Here is a 15,921-nt window from a genome sequence, read left to right on the forward strand (position 1 = left end):
CGGCCCGTCCGGCACCCAGGCTGAAGTTTGAAGGAAGAGATCAATGGCTCGTCGTCGTCGTCCCGAAAAGCGGGAAATCCTGCCTGACCCGAAGTTCGGGGATCAGGTCCTCTCCAAGTTCATGAACAGCGTCATGCTCGACGGCAAGAAGTCCGTCGCCGAATCGATCGTCTATGGTGCGCTCGACACGGTCGAGCAGCGCGCCAAGCGCGAGCCGCTGGGCGTGTTCCATGACGCGCTCAACAATGTGAAGCCGGGCATCGAAGTCCGCAGCCGCCGCGTCGGCGGTGCGACCTATCAGGTGCCGGTCGAAGTCCGCGCCGAACGCGCCCAGGCACTCGCCATCCGCTGGCTGATCGCCGCCGCCCGTGCGCGCAGCGAAAAGACCATGTCGGCGCGCCTGTCGGGCGAGCTGCTCGACGCCGCGCAGAACCGCGGCAACGCGGTCAAGAAGCGCGAAGACACGCACCGCATGGCTGAGGCGAACCGCGCCTTCAGCCACTATCGCTGGTAACACCCATCACCTAAATGCGGGGGAGCCGGACGGTCCGGCTCCCCCTTTCGCAAGGAACCGACGATCATGGCCCGCAGCCATCCGCTCGAGCGCTATCGCAACATCGGCATCATGGCGCATATCGACGCCGGCAAGACCACGACCACCGAGCGCATCCTCTATTACACCGGCAAGTCCTACAAGATCGGCGAAGTGCATGAAGGCACCGCCACCATGGACTGGATGGAGCAGGAGCAGGAGCGCGGGATCACGATCACGTCGGCTGCGACCACCTGTTTCTGGAACGACCACCGCGTCAACATCATCGACACCCCCGGCCACGTCGACTTCACCATCGAAGTCGAGCGTTCGCTGCGCGTGCTCGACGGCGCGGTCGCGTGCTTCGACGGCGTTGCCGGCGTTGAGCCGCAGTCGGAAACCGTGTGGCGTCAGGCGGACAAATATCGCGTGCCGCGCATGTGCTTCGTCAACAAGCTCGACCGCACCGGCGCGAGCTTTGAACGCTGCGTCGACATGATCAAGGACCGGCTGGGCGCGCGTCCGGCGGTGCTCTATCTGCCGATCGGCATCGAAAGCGGCTTCAAGGGGCTGGTCGATCTGGTCAACAACCGCGCGATCATCTGGCTCGAGGAATCGCTCGGCGCGAAGTTCGAATATCAGGACATTCCGGAAGATCTGAAGGACGCGGCCGAAGTCGCGCGCCAGGAGCTGATCGAGCTTGCCGTCGAGCAGGACGATGCGGCGATGGAAGCCTATCTGGAAGGCAAGGAACCGGATGCCGACACGCTGAAGGCGCTGATCCGCAAGGGCACGCTCAGCTTCGCGTTCGTGCCGGTGCTGTGCGGCTCGGCGTTCAAGAACAAGGGCGTGCAGCCGCTGCTCGACGCGATCGTCGACTATCTGCCGTCGCCGCTCGACATTCCGGCGGTGCAGGGCGTCAAGCTCGACGGCGAGACCGAAGACACGCGTCCGGCCGAAGACACCGCGCCCTTCTCGGCGCTGGCGTTCAAGATCATGAACGATCCGTTCGTCGGTTCGCTCACCTTCGCGCGCATCTATTCGGGCAAGCTCGAAAAGGGCACCGTCCTCAACTCGGTGAAGGACAAGAAGGAAAAGATCGGCCGCATGCTGCTGATGCATGCCAACAGCCGCGAAGACATTGATGAAGCCTATGCCGGCGACATCGTCGCGATTGCGGGCCTGAAGGAAACGACCACGGGCGACACGCTGTGCGCGCCCAATGCGCCGATCATCCTCGAGCGCATGGAGTTCCCCGAGCCGGTCATCGAGCTGTCGGTCGAACCCAAGACCAAGGCCGACCAGGAAAAGATGGGCCTCGCCCTCAACCGCCTGGCCGCCGAGGATCCGTCGTTCCGCGTGTCGACCGATCATGAATCGGGCCAGACCATCATCAAGGGGATGGGCGAACTCCACCTCGAAATCATCGTCGACCGCATGAAGCGCGAGTTCAAGGTCGAGGCCAATGTCGGCGCGCCGCAGGTGGCCTACCGCGAATATCTCGCCAAGCCGGTCGAAATCGACTACACCCACAAGAAGCAGTCGGGCGGCTCGGGCCAGTTCGGCCGCGTCAAGGTGCAGGTGAAGCCGGGCGAGCGTGGTTCGGGCTATCAGTTCTTCGACGAGGTGAAGGGCGGCAACATTCCGCGCGAATACATCCCGTCGGTGGAAAAGGGCTTCCGCGAAACCGCCGAAACCGGCCATCTGATCGGCTTCCCGATCATCGACTTCGAAGTGCATCTGGTGGACGGCGCCTATCACGACGTCGACTCGTCGGCGCTGGCGTTCGAAATCTGCGCCCGCGGCGCGATGCGCGAAGTGGCGGCCAAGGCCGGCATCAAGCTGCTCGAGCCGATCATGAAGGTCGAGGTCGTGACCCCGGAAGACTATCTGGGCGACGTCATCGGCGATCTGAACAGCCGCCGCGGCCAGATCCAGGGCACCGACACGCGCGGCAACGCCCAGGCGGTCAACGCGCTGGTCCCGCTTGCCAACATGTTCGGCTATGTGAACCAGCTGCGCTCCTTCACCCAGGGGCGTGCGCAGTACACGATGCAGTTCTCGCACTATGATGAAGTGCCGCAGAACGTGGCGGACGAGGTGAAGGCGAAGCTCGCCTGATCCCGGCCTGACCGGCATTGGCGCCCTCTCCGGCGTGCGGCATGTCCGCCCGCCGGGGAGGGCGCTGCCAATTCCGGCCCATGGCGGGCCTATGCCGGGTCGGGGCTGGGGCGATTCGCGCGGCGCGTGGCCGCTGTCTGGCCGTTCTGTCCGGTCGGCGGGCATGGGCGTTTGCAGGCCCCGCTTGCCGGTGCAGCCGTCCCGTTTCGGGCATGTCGGCAGGCTTTTCGGCCCGCCAGCCAAGGATCGTCTCTTGCGCGGGCGCGCGAAGAGGCTAAATGGGCGCGCGCGACCGCGCGGCGCGTCAAAATGCCTCTGGCGTTTCCGTCGCGTTTGGGTTACGGGCCGCGCTTCGTTGCGGGTCGGGATTTCCGGGCCGGCGGCCTGCGCGTGGGGTTCGCCCCTTTCACACGATCTGCGGGTGAACGAGAGCTACGGGTGAACAGGCGCTGCGGCCCGGCGGCGAAACGGTTTGATAGACAGAGGAAGAAATGGCGAAAGCAAAGTTCGAGCGGACGAAGCCGCATTGCAACATCGGCACCATCGGCCACGTTGACCATGGCAAGACCTCGCTGACCGCGGCGATCACCAAGGTGCTCGCTGAAACCGGCGGCGCCACCTTCGTCGACTATGCCAACATCGACAAGGCCCCGGAAGAGCGTGAGCGCGGCATCACCATTTCGACCGCCCATGTCGAATATGAAACCGAAGCGCGCCACTATGCGCACGTCGACTGTCCGGGTCACGCCGACTATGTGAAGAACATGATCACCGGCGCGGCGCAGATGGACGGCGCGATCCTGGTCGTGTCGGCTGCCGACGGCCCGATGCCGCAGACCCGCGAGCACATCCTGCTCGCCCGTCAGGTCGGCGTGCCGGCGCTCGTCGTGTTCATGAACAAGGTCGACCAGGTCGACGACCCCGAGCTGCTCGAGCTGGTCGAACTGGAGATCCGCGAGCTGCTGTCGTCGTACGACTTCCCGGGCGACGATATTCCGATCGTCAAGGGTTCGGCGCTCGCCGCCCTCGAAGATTCGAACCGCGAAATCGGCCATGAAGCGGTGCTCGAGCTGATGCGTCAGGTCGATGCTTACATCCCGCAGCCGGAGCGTCCGCTCGACAAGCCGTTCCTGATGCCGATCGAAGACGTGTTCTCGATCTCGGGTCGCGGCACCGTCGTCACCGGCCGTGTCGAAACCGGCATCGTGAAGGTCGGCGAAGAAGTCGAAATCGTCGGCATCAAGGACACCCGCAAGACCGTCGTGACCGGCGTCGAAATGTTCCGCAAGCTGCTCGACCAGGGCCAGGCCGGCGACAACATCGGTGCGCTGATCCGCGGCGTGGCGCGCGACGAAGTCGAGCGTGGTCAGGTTCTGGCGAAGCCGGGCACCATCACCCCGCACACCGACTTCTCGGCCGAAGTCTACGTGCTGTCGAAGGATGAAGGTGGCCGTCACACGCCGTTCTTCGCCAACTATCGTCCGCAGTTCTACTTCCGCACCACCGACGTGACGGGCACCGTGGAACTGCCGGAAGGCACCGAAATGGTGATGCCGGGCGACAACGTGAACCTGAACATCAAGCTGATCGCCCCGATCGCGATGGACCAGGGTCTGCGTTTCGCCATCCGCGAAGGCGGCCGCACCGTCGGCGCCGGCGTCGTGGCGAACATCACCAAGTAAGCTTTTGCTTGCATGGCCGCCCGGTCCCTTCTAGGGGCCGGGCGGCTTTGCAATTTAATAGAAGCCCGGCTCAACCGGGCATGGCTCTTTCGCATCGGTAGTGGACATGGAAACCCAGAACATTCGCATTCGCCTCAAGGCGTTCGATCATCGCGTGCTCGATCAGGCGACCGGCGACATCGCCGACACCGCCCGCCGCACCGGCGCTCTCATCCGTGGTCCGATCCCGCTCCCGACGCGCATCGAAAAATTCACCGTCAACCGCTCGCCGCACGTCGACAAGAAGTCGCGCGAGCAGTTCGAGGTTCGCACCTACAAGCGCATGCTCGACATCGTGCAGCCGACCCCGCAGACGGTCGATGCGCTGATGAAGCTCGACCTCGCCGCGGGTGTTGATGTCGAGATCAAACTCGCGTAAAGGCGGCGCTTCAGATTCGGAGGCAGGCGTCTCGTCCGTCTCCAGGTTGCCCCGGCTGGCCGCAAGCGGCTGAACCGGGGTCCGGCCCGAAGCGAGGCCGGGCGGCGGCGCTGACCGACGCACCCATAGCGAACTCAGGGATACCGCATGTGGCCGCAAGGCTGCATGGCCTGCGTCCCCGCCATTCGCAGCAATGCGGATACCGGCCCGGGCGGGGGCGATTGATCTTTTGGGCTGGCTCCGGAGGTTCCGGAGCCTTTTTCGTTGGCACGCTCCCGGTCCGGCTGGACGCCGCCCTGGAGCCTATGCAGGAAGGGATCTGATCATGCGCACAGGCGTGATCGCGAAGAAAGTGGGCATGACCCGCTTGTTCAAGGAAGACGGCCGGCACGTTCCGGTCACCGTGCTCCAGCTCGACAATCTGCAGGTCGTTGCGCGCCGTGAGGCCGATCGCGACGGCTATGTCGCTGTCCAGCTCGGCGCGGGCACGGCCAAGGCGAAGAATGTCGCCAAGCCGCAGCGGGGCCATTTCGGCAAGGCCGAAGTCGAGCCCAAGGCGCAGCTGGTCGAGTTCCGGGTCGCCGAGGATGCGCTCCTCGATGTCGGCGCGGAAATCTCCGCCGATCATTTCGTCCCCGGTCAGCTGGTCGACGTGTCGGGCCACACCCAGGGTAAGGGTTTTGCCGGCGCGATGAAGCGCTGGGGCTTTGGCGGTCTGCGCGCGACGCACGGCGTGTCGGTGTCGCACCGCTCGCACGGCTCGACCGGTAACCGTCAGGATCCGGGCCGCGTCTTCAAGAACAAGAAGATGGCCGGCCACATGGGCGACCGTCAGCGCACCCAGCAGAATCTGGAAGTCGTGCTGACCGACGCCGAGCGTGGGCTGATCTTCCTCAAGGGTTCGGTCCCGGGCCACAAGGGCGCGTGGCTGACCGTTAAGGACGCGGTTAAGGTGTCGCGCCCGGCCGAAGCGCCGTATCCGGCCGGCCTCAAGGTCGCCCAGAACAACAATGATGCGCCTGCCGACACGCCCGCCGAGGCGGCTGTCGAGGCCAGCGAGACCCAGGAAGGCTAAGCGATGAAGGTCCAAGTTCAGACCCTCGACGCCCAGGGCAAAGGCGAGATCGATCTCAACGACGAGATCTTCGGCCTGGAGCCGCGCGCCGATATCCTGCACCGCGTCGTCACCTGGCAGCTCGAAAAGCGTCGCGGCACCGCCCGCGCCGCGCGTGAGCGGTCGGACGTCGCCCGCACCGGCAAGAAGTTCGGTCGCCAGAAGGGCGGCGGCACCGCCCGTCACGGCGATCGCCGCGCCCCGGTGTTCATCGGCGGTGGTAAGGCGCACGGCCCGCGTGTCCGCGACTTCAACCCGTCGCTGAACAAGAAGGTCCGCGTGCTCGGCCTCAAGATGGCGCTGTCGTCCAAGGCGAAGGCCGGCCAGCTGATCGTCATGGACAGCCTGACGGTCGATGGTGGCAAGACCCGCGCGCTGATCGGCAATCTCGCCAAGCTCGGCTTCGGCAAGACCGCGCTCGTGATCGACGGCGATCAGGTCGACACCAGCTTCGCGCTGGCGGCCCGCAACCTGCACACGATCGACGTGCTGCCGGCGATCGGCGCCAATGTGTACGACATCCTTCGCGCCGAGACGCTGGTCCTGACCCGCGCGGCCGTCGAAAAGCTGGAGGCCCGGTTCAATGGCTAAGAAGCAGGCCGTGGCGGCCGACATCCGTCACTATGACGTGGTGGTCGCGCCGCACATCACCGAAAAGGCGACCTTGCTCTCCGAGCATAATGCCGTCGTGTTCAAGGTTGCCCAGGATGCGACCAAGCCGCAGATCAAGGCGGCGGTCGAGGCCCTGTTCGGCGTGACCGTGACCGGCGTCAACACGCTCACCCAGAAGGGCAAGACCAAGCGCTGGAAGGGCAAGCCCTATACGCGCTCGGATGTGAAGAAGGCGATCGTGACGCTGAAGGACGGCGACTCGATCGACGTGACGACGGGGATCTGAGGCAATGGCGCTCAAGCATTATAATCCGACCAGCCCGGCGCGTCGTGGCCTGATCCTGGTCGACCGGTCGAGCCTGTACAAGGGCAAGCCGGTCAAGGCGCTGACCGAAGGCAAGCGCAAGACCGGTGGCCGCAACAACAAGGGTCATGTGACCAGCCGCGGCATCGGCGGCGGCCACAAGCAGCGTTACCGCTTCATCGACTTCAAGCGTCGCAAGTGGGACATGCCGGCGACCGTCGAGCGGATCGAATATGATCCCAACCGCACGGCCTTCATCGCCCTCGTCAAGTACGAGGACGGCGAGCTTGCCTATGTCATCGCGCCGCAGCGGCTTCAGGCCGGCGACGTGATCGTCGCGGGCAAGAAGACCGACGTGAAGCCGGGCAATGCGATGGAAATCGGCCAGGTTCCGGTCGGCACCATCGTCCACAATGTCGAGATGAAGCCCGGCAAGGGTGGTCAGATCGCGCGTTCGGCGGGCACCTATGTGCAGGTCGTCGGCCGTGACCGCGGCATGGTGATCGTCCGCCTGAACTCGGGCGAGCAGCGCTACATCCGTGGCGAGTGCATGGCGACCGTCGGTGCGGTGTCGAACCCCGACAACGCCAACCAGTATCTTGCCAAGGCCGGCCGCAACCGCTGGCTCGGCAAGCGCCCGCTGACCCGCGGCGTCGCCAAGAACCCGGTCGACCATCCGCACGGCGGTGGTGAAGGCCGGACCTCGGGCGGCCGTCATCCGGTCACCCCGTGGGGCAAGCCGACCAAGGGTGCGCGCACCCGTCACAACAAGGCGACCGACAAGTTCATCATCCGGTCGCGTCACGCGAAGAAGAAGGGTTAAGCCATGGCCCGTTCCGTCTGGAAAGGCCCGTTCGTCGAACTGAGCCTTCTGAAAAAGGCCGAGGCGGCCCAGGACTCCGGTGCGCGCGCGCCGATCAAGACCTGGTCGCGCCGGTCGACCATCCTGCCGCAGTTCGTCGGCCTGACGTTCAACGTCTACAACGGCCGCAAGTTCGTGCCGGTGCTGGTGAACGAGGAAATGGTGGGCATGAAGCTCGGCGAGTTCGCGCCGACCCGCTTCTTCCCCGGCCATGCCGCTGACAAGAAGGGCAAGCGCTAATGGGCAAGCAGGCAGCTCCGCGTCGCGTGGGCGACAAGGAAGCGCTGGCGGTTGGCACCACCATCCGCGGCAGCGCGCAGAAGCTCAACCTTGTCGCCGGTCTTATCCGCGGCAAGAAGGCGGGGGAGGCGATGAGCATCCTCCAGTTCTCGCCCAAGGCGATGGCGGTCGAGGTTCGCAAGGTCCTCGCGTCGGCGATCGCCAATGCCGAGAACAACCACAATCTCGATGTCGATGCGCTGGTCGTCCAGGAAGCGTCGGTCGGCAAGTCGATCTCGATGAAGCGGTTCGCGACCCGTGCGCGTGGCCGTTCGACCCGGATCGTCAAGCCGTTCAGCCGCCTTCGCATCGTCGTGCGCGAGCAGGAAGAAGCATAATGGGTCAGAAGAGCAATCCGATCGGGCTGCGCCTCCAGATCAACCGGACCTGGGACAGCCGCTGGTTCGCCGAAGGCGCCGATTATGGCCGGCTGCTTCTCGAGGACCTCGAGATCCGCAAGTACATCCTGAAGACGCTGCCGCAGGCGGCGATCTCCAAGGTGGTGATCGAGCGTCCGGCCAAGCTGTGCCGCATCTCGATCTATGCGGCGCGCCCCGGCGTGATCATCGGCAAGAAGGGCGCCGACATCGAGAAGCTGCGTAAGAAGCTCGGCGCGATGACGGCGAGCGACGTGTCGCTGAACATCGTTGAGATCCGCAAGCCCGAGATCGACTCGAAGCTTGTCGCGCAGTCGGTCGCCGATCAGCTGGAGCGCCGCGTGGCGTTCCGCCGCGCGATGAAGCGCGCCGTGCAGTCGGCGCTCCGTTTGGGCGCCGAAGGCATCCGGATCACCTGTGCCGGCCGTCTGGGCGGCGCGGAAATCGCGCGCACCGAATGGTATCGCGAAGGCCGGGTGCCGCTGCACACGCTGCGCGCCAATGTCGATTATGCCGAGGCCCAGGCCCACACCGCTTATGGCGTGTGCGGGGTCAAGGTCTGGATCTTCAAGGGCGAGATCCTCGGCCATGATCCGACCGCGCAGGACCGTCTGATGATGGAGGCACAGACCTCCGGCGTGCGTCCGGCGCGCTAAGGGCAGGATAGAAAATCATGCTGCAACCGAAACGCACCAAGTTCCGCAAGGCTTTCAAGGGCCGCATCCATGGCGATGCGCCCGGCGGCACCCAGCTCAACTTCGGCGCCTATGGCCTGAAGGCCATGGAGCCGGAGCGGATCACCGCCCGCCAGATCGAAGCCGCGCGCCGCGCCATCACGCGCCACATCAAGCGCCAGGGCCGGCTGTGGATCCGCATCTTCCCGGATGTGCCGGTCTCGTCCAAGCCCGCCGAAGTCCGCATGGGCTCGGGCAAGGGTTCGCCGGAGTTCTGGGTCGCGCGGGTCAAGCCGGGCCGCATCCTGTTCGAACTGGACGGCGTGCCGGGCGATGTCGCCGCGACCGCGTTCAGCCGCGCGGCGATGAAGCTGCCGATCAAGACGAAGGTCGTCGCGCGTCTGGGCGACACCTCTCACCTGGGAGCCGCGAAGTGAAGACGAGCGACCTGAAGCCGATGACCGATGATCAGCTTGCCGAACAGCTCGGCCAGCTGAAGCGCGAGGCGTTCAACCTGCGCTTCCAGGCGGCGACCAGCCAGCTGGAAAAGCCGTCGCGGGTCCGCGAAGTGCGCCGCACCATCGCGCGCATCAAGACGCTGCAGTTCGAGCGCACGCGCTCGGCTGCGAAGTAAGGATACGGAAACATGCCGAAGCGCGTGCTGACGGGGACGATCGTCTCCGACAAGACCGACAAAACGGTGGTCGTCCGTGTGGAGCGCAAGGTGAAGCACCCGCTCTACGGCAAGATCATCCGCCGTTCGAAGAAGTATCATGCCCATGACGAGGGCAATGAGTATCGCGAGGGCGAGACCGTGCGCATCGAAGAGACCGCGCCGATCTCCAAGCTCAAGACCTGGCGCGTGATCGAACGCGTCGCCACCCGCTCGACGCCGCCCGCGGCGACGGCCGAAGGCTAAGGAGGACAGCACATGATCCAGATGCAGTCCAACCTGGACGTGGCGGATAACTCGGGCGCGAAGCGCGTCCAGTGCATCAAGGTGCTGGGCGGGTCCAAGCGCCGCACCGCGACCGTCGGCGACATCATCGTCGTCTCGGTCAAGGAAGCGGCCCCGCGCGGCAAGGTGAAGAAGGGCGACGTGCACCGCGCGGTCATCGTGCGCACGGCCAAGGACATTCACCGTGCCGACGGCTCGACCATCCGGTTCGATTCGAACGCCGCTGTGCTTGTGAACAAGAACGAGGAGCCGATCGGGACCCGTATCTTCGGTCCGGTCGTGCGCGAACTGCGCGGCAAGAAGCACATGAAGATCATCAGCCTGGCGCCGGAGGTGCTGTAACCATGGCTATGGCCAAGATCAAAAAGGGTGACACGGTCGTCGTCCTGTCCGGCAAGGACAAGGGCAAGACCGGCGAAGTCACCCGCGCCCTGCCGAAGGAAGGCAAGGTCGTTGTCGCCGGCGTGAATGTCGCCGTGCGCCACAAGAAGCCGAGCCAGGTCAACCCGCAGGGTGGCCTGGAGCGCGCGGAAGCGCCGATGCATGCCTCGAAGGTCGCGCTGGTCGACCCGAAGAGCGGCAAGGCGACCCGCGTCCGTTTCGAAACGCGCGATGGCAAGAAGGTCCGCGTGGCCGTCAAGTCCGGGGAGGTCATCAATGGCTGACACCTACACCCCGCGGATGCGCAAGCTGTACAACGAGACCATCGTCAAGGCGATGACCGAGAAGTTCGGCTACAAGAATCCGCTCGAAGTGCCGAAGATCGACAAGATCGTGCTCAACATGGGCGTCGGCGAAGCGACCCAGGACAAGAAGAAGGTCGAAGCGGCCGCTGCCGAAATGGAAGCGATCGCCGGCCAGAAGCCTGTCATCACCAAGGCGAAGAAGTCGATCGCGCAGTTCAAGCTGCGTGAAGGCATGCCGATCGGCTGCAAGGTCACCCTGCGCCGTGAACGCATGTACGAGTTTCTCGACCGCCTGATCACGATCGCGCTGCCGCGCGTCCGCGATTTCCGGGGCCTGAATGCCAATTCGTTCGACGGTCGTGGCAATTATGCCATGGGCCTGAAGGAACAGCTGGTGTTCCCGGAGATCAGCTATGACCGCATCGACAAGGTGCGGGGCATGGACGTGATCGTCACCACCACCGCGAAGACCGATGATGAAGCGCGCGAGCTGCTGCGTCTTTTCGGTTTCCCCTTCCCGCGCGACAACGCGGCCGAGCAGAAGCAGGCCGCTTGAGGCCGACAGGAAAGAGAACTTAAGTCATGGCGAAACTGAGTTCCGTGAACAAGAACGAGCGTCGCAGGAAGCTCGTGAAGCAGTATGCGGGCAAATATGCGAAGCTGAAGGCGATCGCGAACGACACGTCGCGCGATGAGACCGAGCGGCTGATCGCGCGGCTGAAGATGGCCGAGCTGCCCCGTAATGCGAACCCCACCCGTATCCGCAACCGTTGCGAAGTGACCGGCCGGCCGCGCGCCTATTACCGGAAGTTCCGCCTGGCGCGCGTGATGTTCCGTGAACTGGCCAACAAGGGCCTGATCCCCGGCGTCACCAAGTCGAGCTGGTAAGGACAAACGTCATGGCATTGACCGATCCCCTGGGTGATCTGCTCACCCGCATCCGCAACGGCCAGCAGGCGCGCAAGGACAGCGTGACCTCGCCCGCGTCGAAGCTTCGCGCCCGTGTGCTCGATGTGCTTCAGCGCGAAGGCTATATCCGCGGCTATCGCGAAGAAGTCGTTGGCGGCCACAGCGGCCTGCGCATCGAACTGAAGTATTTCGAGGGCCAGCCGGCGATCAAATATGTCGCCCGCGTGTCCAAGCCCGGCCGCCGCGTTTATTCGGGCAGCAAGGAGCTGCCGCGCGTGCGCAACGGCCTCGGCATCACCATCGTCTCGACGCCCAAGGGCGTTCTGTCCGACGCGGAAGCGCGCGAACAGAATGTCGGCGGCGAGGTTCTTGCGGAGGTCTTCTGATCATGAGCCGCATCGGGAAAAAGCCCGTGGCCATTCCGGCCGGCGTCACCGCCTCCATCGCGGGCGGCGAACTGTCGGTGAAGGGGCCGAAGGGCACGCTCACCATGAAGCTGGCCGACCTCATCTCGTACGAGGTGCAGGATGGTCAGATCTCCGTCCAGCCCGCCAATGACAGCAAGCAGGCCCGCTCGTTCTGGGGCATGCAGCGCACGATGGTGCAGAATCTGATCACCGGCGTGACCGAGGGCTTCACCAAGACCCTCGAAATCACCGGCGTCGGCTACCGCGCCAATGCGCAGGGCAAGAATCTGAAGCTGCAGCTCGGCTACAGCCACGATGTCGACTATGCGGTGCCGGAAGGCATCACCATCGCGACGCCCGACCAGACGACGATCACCATCACCGGGATCGACAAGCAGCAGGTCGGCCAGGTTGCCGCCGAGATCCGCCGCTGGCGCAAGCCCGAGCCGTACAAGGGCAAGGGCATCAAGTATCGCGGCGAGTTCATCTTCCGCAAGGAAGGGAAGAAGAAGTAATGGCCAAGCTCTCTCTTTTCGAAAAGCGTCGCCAGCGCGTCCGCACGGCGCTCCGCGCCAAGGGCGGTTCGCGTCCGCGCCTGTCGATCCATCGGTCGGGCCGGCATATCTATGCCCAGGTGATCGACGACGAGGCCGGCCGCACCGTCGCCGCTGCCTCGACGCTCGACAAGGACCTGCGCGGCACCACCGGCGCGACCATCGACGCGGCGGTTGCGATCGGCAAGCGGATCGCGGAGCGGGCCACTGCCGCCGGCGTCACCAAGGTCGTGTTCGACCGCGGTGGTTTCCTGTTCCACGGGCGCGTCAAGGCGCTCGCTGATGCCGCCCGCGAAGGCGGATTGGAGTTCTAAATGGCTGACGAAACCGAAATCCAGGCCGGCGCTGAAGCCGGTCAGCCGGAAGGCGGCGAGCGGCGCGGCCGTGGCGGCCGGGGCCGGGGCGGTGGCGACCGTGGCGGCCGTGGCCGTGACGGCAACCGCGGCCGGCGCGACGATCGTGGCGCGCGTGGCGAGGAAGGTGGCGAGGAGCTGATCGAAAAGCTCGTCCACATCAACCGCGTCTCGAAGACCGTGAAGGGCGGCAAGCGCTTCGGCTTTGCGGCGCTGGTCGTCGTCGGTGACGGCAAGGGCCGGGTCGGCTTCGGCCATGGCAAGGCGCGCGAAGTGCCGGAGGCGATCTCCAAGGCGACCGCGTCGGCCAAGAAGAAGATGATCCGTGTGCCGCTGCGCGAAGGCCGCACGCTGCATCATGACGGTGCGGGCCATTTCGGCGCCGGCCGCGTGACGCTGCGCTCTGCCCCGCAGGGGACCGGCATCATCGCCGGCGGTCCGATGCGTGCCGTGTTCGAAAGCCTGGGCGTGGCGGACGTCGTGACCAAGTCCGTCGGCACGTCCAACCCCTATAACATGATCCGGGCGACGTTCGAGGCGCTGGGCGAGCAGACCTCGCCCAAGTCGGTCGCGCAGCGCCGGGGCAAGAAGATTGCCGATCTGCTCGGCCGCGGCGGTTCGCAGACCGCCGAGGCGGATGCGGCCGCGATCACGGAGTAACCAGCGATGGCCACCATCAAAGTCAAGCAGATCGGATCGCCGATCCGCCGCACCCAGGACCAGCGCGCGACGCTGATCGGCCTGGGGCTGAACAAGATGCACCGGGTGTCGGAACTTCAGGATTCGCCCGAAGTGCGCGGCATGATCCGCAAGGTGCAGCATCTGGTGGCGATCGTCGACTGATCGCCGGAGGCATGCGGGGTCGTTGACGCCGCATGCCGCCAGTCCTTAGAGCATTTTCAAGCCGGGTGGAGTCACCCGGCGACTCGGAAAATGCGGCAGGTTAAAGGCTAGAGCGGCCGATCCAATCGGATCGGCAACCGCTCTAACGCGGCTCTTCATCCATCCGCGACAACCATGCGCGACAACAGCGAAAGCGAGTGCAGGACATGAAACTCAACGAAATCCGCGACAATGACGGCGCCCGCAAGGGCCGTATGCGCGTCGGTCGGGGCATCGGCTCGGGCAAGGGCAAGACCGGTGGCCGTGGCCAGAAGGGTCAGAAGAGCCGCGAAGGCGTCTCGATCAACGGCTTCGAGGGCGGCCAGATGCCGCTCCACATGCGTCTGCCGAAGCGCGGCTTCAACAACATCTTCGCCAAGGACTATGCCGAGGTGAATCTGGGCGCGGTGCAGAAGGCTGTCGACGCCGGCAAGCTCGCCGCCGGGACCACCATCGACCATGCGGCGCTGAAGGCTGCCGGCCTCGCGCGCGGCGGTAAGGACGGCGTGCGTCTGCTCGGCAAGGGCGCGTTCACGGCCAAGCTCAGCTTCCTCGTCGCCGGCGTGTCGGCGGGTGCGCGCAGCGCCATCGAGGCGGCGGGCGGCTCGGTCGAGGTGATTTCGGTCACCCCGGCGGCTGAAAAGGCGGCGGCCAAGAAGAACAGCGTCCGGGACGCGAAGAAGGCCGCGCGCGGCTGATTTTTCGCCGCTCGGGCTTCCGGGCTTAGACAAGCCCGGAGACGGCATTATATGAGCGGCGGGGCATTCATGCTTCCGCCGCTCATTTCATCTTAAGGCGACCCATACGTCATGGCATCCAGAGCCGACCAACTGGCGACCAACCTCAACCTGTCGAAATTCGGCCAGGCCACCGAGCTGAAGAAGCGGCTGTGGTTCACGATCGGGGTGCTGATCGTGTTCCGCATGCTCAGCTTCATCCCGCTGCCGGGGATCGACCCGACCGCGCTCGGCCTGCTTGCCAACCAGACGCGCGGGGGCGTGCTCGACTTTTTCAACACCTTTTCGGGCGGTTCGCTCGAGCGCATGTCGATCATCGCGCTGGGGGTGATGCCCTATATCACCGCGTCGATCGTCGTGCAGCTTGCGACCACGCTCAGCCCCAAGCTCGCCGCGATCAAGAAGGAAGGCGAGACGGGCCGCAAGCGGCTGAACCAATATACCCGCTTCGGCACGGTCGGGCTGACTGCGATTCAGGGCTATTTCATCGCCGTTGGGCTGGAAAGCTTCGGCGCGCAGCAGGGCGTGGCCGCGGTCGTCGATCCGGGCGTGCTGTTCCGCGTCACTGCGGTCATCTCGCTGATTGGCGGCACGATGTTCCTGATGTGGCTTGGCGAGCAGATCACCAGCCGGGGTGTTGGCAATGGCGTGTCGCTGATCATCATGGCCGGCATCGTCGCGCAGTTGCCGGTGACGCTGGTCAACCTGTTCGAAGGCGGGCGGACCGGCACCATGTCGCCGTTCCTGATCCTCGCGATCATCGTCGTCGCGCTCGGGCTGATCGCGTTCATCTGCTTCATGGAGCGCGCGCAGCGCCGGGTGCTGATCCAGTATCCCAAGCGCCAGACCGCGCGCGGCACGATGCAGGCCGATCGCAGCCATCTGCCGCTCAAGATCAACACCTCGGGTGTCATCCCGCCGATCTTCGCCTCTTCGCTGCTGCTGATGCCGCTGACGATCAGCCAGTTCGCCGGCCAGCGCACGGCGGGCGAGAGCGCCTGGGGCGATTTCATCATCGGCCTCAACCAGTATCTGCAGCACGGTACGCCGCTCTACATGCTGCTCTACGGCGCCGGGATCGTGTTCTTCAGCTTCTTCTACACGGCGATCGTGTTCAATCCGGAAGAGACTGCGGACAATCTCAAGCGCTATGGCGGCTTCATCCCCGGCATCCGCCCGGGCAATGCGACGGCCGACTATCTCGATTATGTGCTGACGCGCATCACCGTCATCGGTGCGGCCTATCTGACCTTCATCTGTTTGGTGCCGGAATATCTGGTGTCGGCGGCGGGGATCCCCTTCTATCTGGGCGGGACCAGCCTGCTGATCGTCGTCAACGTGACGATGGACACCGTCACCCAGATCCAGAGCCACTTGCTTGCGCATCAATATGGCGATCTGATCAAGAAGGCGAAGCTGAAGGGCGGGCGGGCGCGTTGATCGCCCGCACCGGACGCCGC

The 15,921-nt window shown here is 65.0% G+C and carries 25 protein-coding genes; all 25 read left to right on the forward strand.

All coding sequences use genetic code 11. The annotated features are described in order from the left end of the window. Nucleotides 1-43 precede the first annotated feature (43 nt). The 25 genes from rpsG to secY all read left to right on the forward strand — a co-directional run bounded on the left by rpsG (nucleotide 44) and on the right by secY (nucleotide 15,901). A complete protein-coding gene (gene rpsG, locus OPU66_RS01520; protein WP_498551833.1) occupies nucleotides 44-514 on the forward strand; it encodes a 30S ribosomal protein S7 in 471 nt (156 codons plus the stop codon). Between the two features lie 66 nt (nucleotides 515-580). Next, complete coding sequence (fusA, locus tag OPU66_RS01525; protein ID WP_498551834.1) at nucleotides 581-2,653, forward strand: elongation factor G; 2,073 nt, start codon at nucleotides 581-583, stop codon at nucleotides 2,651-2,653. A gap of 491 nt (nucleotides 2,654-3,144) precedes the next feature. After that, the gene (tuf, locus tag OPU66_RS01530; protein WP_160590894.1) at nucleotides 3,145-4,335 is read left to right on the forward strand and encodes an elongation factor Tu; all 1,191 of its coding nucleotides are present in this window, start codon (nucleotides 3,145-3,147) and stop codon (nucleotides 4,333-4,335) included. Between the two features lie 106 nt (nucleotides 4,336-4,441). Continuing rightward, nucleotides 4,442-4,753, forward strand: coding sequence for a 30S ribosomal protein S10 (rpsJ, locus tag OPU66_RS01535; RefSeq protein ID WP_046347132.1), 312 nt, complete (start codon nucleotides 4,442-4,444; stop codon nucleotides 4,751-4,753). A 325-nt stretch (nucleotides 4,754-5,078) separates the two neighbouring features. Continuing rightward, on the forward strand, nucleotides 5,079-5,828 hold the full coding sequence (gene rplC / locus OPU66_RS01540; protein ID WP_498551835.1) for a 50S ribosomal protein L3: 750 nt from the start codon (nucleotides 5,079-5,081) through the stop codon (nucleotides 5,826-5,828). A gap of 3 nt (nucleotides 5,829-5,831) precedes the next feature. Continuing rightward, nucleotides 5,832-6,458: a 50S ribosomal protein L4 gene (gene rplD / locus OPU66_RS01545; RefSeq protein ID WP_498551836.1), complete on the forward strand. Its 627-nt coding sequence runs from the start codon at nucleotides 5,832-5,834 to the stop codon at nucleotides 6,456-6,458. Next, nucleotides 6,451-6,765, forward strand: a complete 315-nt coding sequence (locus OPU66_RS01550) for a 50S ribosomal protein L23 (RefSeq protein WP_160590888.1) — start codon at nucleotides 6,451-6,453, stop codon at nucleotides 6,763-6,765. The genes rplD and OPU66_RS01550 overlap by 8 nt, the downstream gene beginning before the upstream one ends. Before the next feature lie 4 nt (nucleotides 6,766-6,769). Continuing rightward, nucleotides 6,770-7,606: a 50S ribosomal protein L2 gene (gene rplB, locus OPU66_RS01555; RefSeq protein WP_160590886.1), complete on the forward strand. Its 837-nt coding sequence runs from the start codon at nucleotides 6,770-6,772 to the stop codon at nucleotides 7,604-7,606. A 3-nt stretch (nucleotides 7,607-7,609) separates the two neighbouring features. Continuing rightward, nucleotides 7,610-7,885, forward strand: a complete 276-nt coding sequence (gene rpsS, locus OPU66_RS01560; protein WP_160590884.1) for a 30S ribosomal protein S19 — start codon at nucleotides 7,610-7,612, stop codon at nucleotides 7,883-7,885. Further along, nucleotides 7,885-8,262: a 50S ribosomal protein L22 gene (rplV, locus tag OPU66_RS01565; RefSeq protein ID WP_160590882.1), complete on the forward strand. Its 378-nt coding sequence runs from the start codon at nucleotides 7,885-7,887 to the stop codon at nucleotides 8,260-8,262. Before rpsS ends, rplV begins: the two co-directional genes overlap by 1 nt. Next, nucleotides 8,262-8,957, forward strand: a complete 696-nt coding sequence (rpsC, locus tag OPU66_RS01570) for a 30S ribosomal protein S3 (RefSeq protein ID WP_498551837.1) — start codon at nucleotides 8,262-8,264, stop codon at nucleotides 8,955-8,957. Before rplV ends, rpsC begins: the two co-directional genes overlap by 1 nt. Nucleotides 8,958-8,974: 17 nt before the next feature. Then, the gene (rplP, locus tag OPU66_RS01575; RefSeq protein ID WP_160590878.1) at nucleotides 8,975-9,412 is read left to right on the forward strand and encodes a 50S ribosomal protein L16; all 438 of its coding nucleotides are present in this window, start codon (nucleotides 8,975-8,977) and stop codon (nucleotides 9,410-9,412) included. Further along, the gene (gene rpmC / locus OPU66_RS01580; protein WP_498551838.1) at nucleotides 9,409-9,609 is read left to right on the forward strand and encodes a 50S ribosomal protein L29; all 201 of its coding nucleotides are present in this window, start codon (nucleotides 9,409-9,411) and stop codon (nucleotides 9,607-9,609) included. The genes rplP and rpmC overlap by 4 nt, the downstream gene beginning before the upstream one ends. A 12-nt stretch (nucleotides 9,610-9,621) precedes the next feature. Continuing rightward, a complete protein-coding gene (rpsQ, locus tag OPU66_RS01585) occupies nucleotides 9,622-9,894 on the forward strand; it encodes a 30S ribosomal protein S17 (RefSeq protein ID WP_498551839.1) in 273 nt (90 codons plus the stop codon). A gap of 12 nt (nucleotides 9,895-9,906) precedes the next feature. After that, nucleotides 9,907-10,275: a 50S ribosomal protein L14 gene (gene rplN / locus OPU66_RS01590; RefSeq protein ID WP_160590872.1), complete on the forward strand. Its 369-nt coding sequence runs from the start codon at nucleotides 9,907-9,909 to the stop codon at nucleotides 10,273-10,275. A gap of 2 nt (nucleotides 10,276-10,277) precedes the next feature. Further along, nucleotides 10,278-10,598, forward strand: coding sequence for a 50S ribosomal protein L24 (gene rplX, locus OPU66_RS01595; protein WP_498551840.1), 321 nt, complete (start codon nucleotides 10,278-10,280; stop codon nucleotides 10,596-10,598). Further along, on the forward strand, nucleotides 10,591-11,175 hold the full coding sequence (gene rplE / locus OPU66_RS01600) for a 50S ribosomal protein L5 (RefSeq protein WP_498551841.1): 585 nt from the start codon (nucleotides 10,591-10,593) through the stop codon (nucleotides 11,173-11,175). The genes rplX and rplE overlap by 8 nt, the downstream gene beginning before the upstream one ends. 26 nt (nucleotides 11,176-11,201) lie before the next feature. Then, on the forward strand, nucleotides 11,202-11,507 hold the full coding sequence (gene rpsN, locus OPU66_RS01605) for a 30S ribosomal protein S14 (protein WP_160590866.1): 306 nt from the start codon (nucleotides 11,202-11,204) through the stop codon (nucleotides 11,505-11,507). An 11-nt stretch (nucleotides 11,508-11,518) separates the two neighbouring features. After that, the gene (gene rpsH / locus OPU66_RS01610; protein WP_160590864.1) at nucleotides 11,519-11,914 is read left to right on the forward strand and encodes a 30S ribosomal protein S8; all 396 of its coding nucleotides are present in this window, start codon (nucleotides 11,519-11,521) and stop codon (nucleotides 11,912-11,914) included. A 2-nt stretch (nucleotides 11,915-11,916) separates the two neighbouring features. Further along, entirely contained in the window at nucleotides 11,917-12,450 is a 534-nt protein-coding gene (gene rplF / locus OPU66_RS01615; protein WP_498551842.1) for a 50S ribosomal protein L6, read from the forward strand. Beyond that, nucleotides 12,450-12,803, forward strand: a complete 354-nt coding sequence (gene rplR / locus OPU66_RS01620) for a 50S ribosomal protein L18 (RefSeq protein ID WP_498551843.1) — start codon at nucleotides 12,450-12,452, stop codon at nucleotides 12,801-12,803. Before rplF ends, rplR begins: the two co-directional genes overlap by 1 nt. Then, entirely contained in the window at nucleotides 12,804-13,502 is a 699-nt protein-coding gene (rpsE, locus tag OPU66_RS01625) for a 30S ribosomal protein S5 (RefSeq protein ID WP_498551844.1), read from the forward strand. Nucleotides 13,503-13,508: 6 nt separating this feature from the next. Then, nucleotides 13,509-13,685: a 50S ribosomal protein L30 gene (gene rpmD, locus OPU66_RS01630; protein ID WP_160590856.1), complete on the forward strand. Its 177-nt coding sequence runs from the start codon at nucleotides 13,509-13,511 to the stop codon at nucleotides 13,683-13,685. 206 nt (nucleotides 13,686-13,891) lie between these two features. Next, nucleotides 13,892-14,422 carry a 50S ribosomal protein L15 gene (gene rplO, locus OPU66_RS01635; protein ID WP_498551845.1) on the forward strand — a complete coding sequence of 177 codons (531 nt, stop codon included), beginning with the start codon at nucleotides 13,892-13,894 and terminating at the stop codon, nucleotides 14,420-14,422. 111 nt (nucleotides 14,423-14,533) lie between these two features. Then, on the forward strand, nucleotides 14,534-15,901 hold the full coding sequence (gene secY / locus OPU66_RS01640; protein ID WP_160590852.1) for a preprotein translocase subunit SecY: 1,368 nt from the start codon (nucleotides 14,534-14,536) through the stop codon (nucleotides 15,899-15,901). Nucleotides 15,902-15,921: the final 20 nt, after the last annotated feature.

This window comes from Sphingomonas sp. URJC2 (assembly GCF_059803575.1).

Bases quoted from the DNA above. Each gene is read 5' to 3' on its own strand.
- rpsH (WP_160590864.1), top strand. From the start codon at position 11,519: ATGGCATTGACCGATCCCCTGGGTGATCTGCTCACCCGCATCCGCAAC.
- rplN (WP_160590872.1), top strand. From the start codon at position 9,907: ATGATCCAGATGCAGTCCAACCTGGACGTGGCGGATAACTCGGGCGCG.
- rplO (WP_498551845.1), top strand. From the start codon at position 13,892: ATGAAACTCAACGAAATCCGCGACAATGACGGCGCCCGCAAGGGCCGT.
- rpsE (WP_498551844.1), top strand. From the start codon at position 12,804: ATGGCTGACGAAACCGAAATCCAGGCCGGCGCTGAAGCCGGTCAGCCG.
- rplV (WP_160590882.1), top strand. From the start codon at position 7,885: ATGGGCAAGCAGGCAGCTCCGCGTCGCGTGGGCGACAAGGAAGCGCTG.
- rplC (WP_498551835.1), top strand. From the start codon at position 5,079: ATGCGCACAGGCGTGATCGCGAAGAAAGTGGGCATGACCCGCTTGTTC.
- rpsC (WP_498551837.1), top strand. From the start codon at position 8,262: ATGGGTCAGAAGAGCAATCCGATCGGGCTGCGCCTCCAGATCAACCGG.
- rplF (WP_498551842.1), top strand. From the start codon at position 11,917: ATGAGCCGCATCGGGAAAAAGCCCGTGGCCATTCCGGCCGGCGTCACC.
- rplB (WP_160590886.1), top strand. From the start codon at position 6,770: ATGGCGCTCAAGCATTATAATCCGACCAGCCCGGCGCGTCGTGGCCTG.
- rpsG (WP_498551833.1), top strand. From the start codon at position 44: ATGGCTCGTCGTCGTCGTCCCGAAAAGCGGGAAATCCTGCCTGACCCG.
- rplE (WP_498551841.1), top strand. From the start codon at position 10,591: ATGGCTGACACCTACACCCCGCGGATGCGCAAGCTGTACAACGAGACC.
- rplP (WP_160590878.1), top strand. From the start codon at position 8,975: ATGCTGCAACCGAAACGCACCAAGTTCCGCAAGGCTTTCAAGGGCCGC.
- rplR (WP_498551843.1), top strand. From the start codon at position 12,450: ATGGCCAAGCTCTCTCTTTTCGAAAAGCGTCGCCAGCGCGTCCGCACG.
- rpsJ (WP_046347132.1), top strand. From the start codon at position 4,442: ATGGAAACCCAGAACATTCGCATTCGCCTCAAGGCGTTCGATCATCGC.
- tuf (WP_160590894.1), top strand. From the start codon at position 3,145: ATGGCGAAAGCAAAGTTCGAGCGGACGAAGCCGCATTGCAACATCGGC.
- rpsQ (WP_498551839.1), top strand. From the start codon at position 9,622: ATGCCGAAGCGCGTGCTGACGGGGACGATCGTCTCCGACAAGACCGAC.
- secY (WP_160590852.1), top strand. From the start codon at position 14,534: ATGGCATCCAGAGCCGACCAACTGGCGACCAACCTCAACCTGTCGAAA.
- rpmD (WP_160590856.1), top strand. From the start codon at position 13,509: ATGGCCACCATCAAAGTCAAGCAGATCGGATCGCCGATCCGCCGCACC.
- rpsS (WP_160590884.1), top strand. From the start codon at position 7,610: ATGGCCCGTTCCGTCTGGAAAGGCCCGTTCGTCGAACTGAGCCTTCTG.
- fusA (WP_498551834.1), top strand. From the start codon at position 581: ATGGCCCGCAGCCATCCGCTCGAGCGCTATCGCAACATCGGCATCATG.
- rplX (WP_498551840.1), top strand. From the start codon at position 10,278: ATGGCTATGGCCAAGATCAAAAAGGGTGACACGGTCGTCGTCCTGTCC.
- OPU66_RS01550 (WP_160590888.1), top strand. From the start codon at position 6,451: ATGGCTAAGAAGCAGGCCGTGGCGGCCGACATCCGTCACTATGACGTG.
- rpsN (WP_160590866.1), top strand. From the start codon at position 11,202: ATGGCGAAACTGAGTTCCGTGAACAAGAACGAGCGTCGCAGGAAGCTC.
- rplD (WP_498551836.1), top strand. From the start codon at position 5,832: ATGAAGGTCCAAGTTCAGACCCTCGACGCCCAGGGCAAAGGCGAGATC.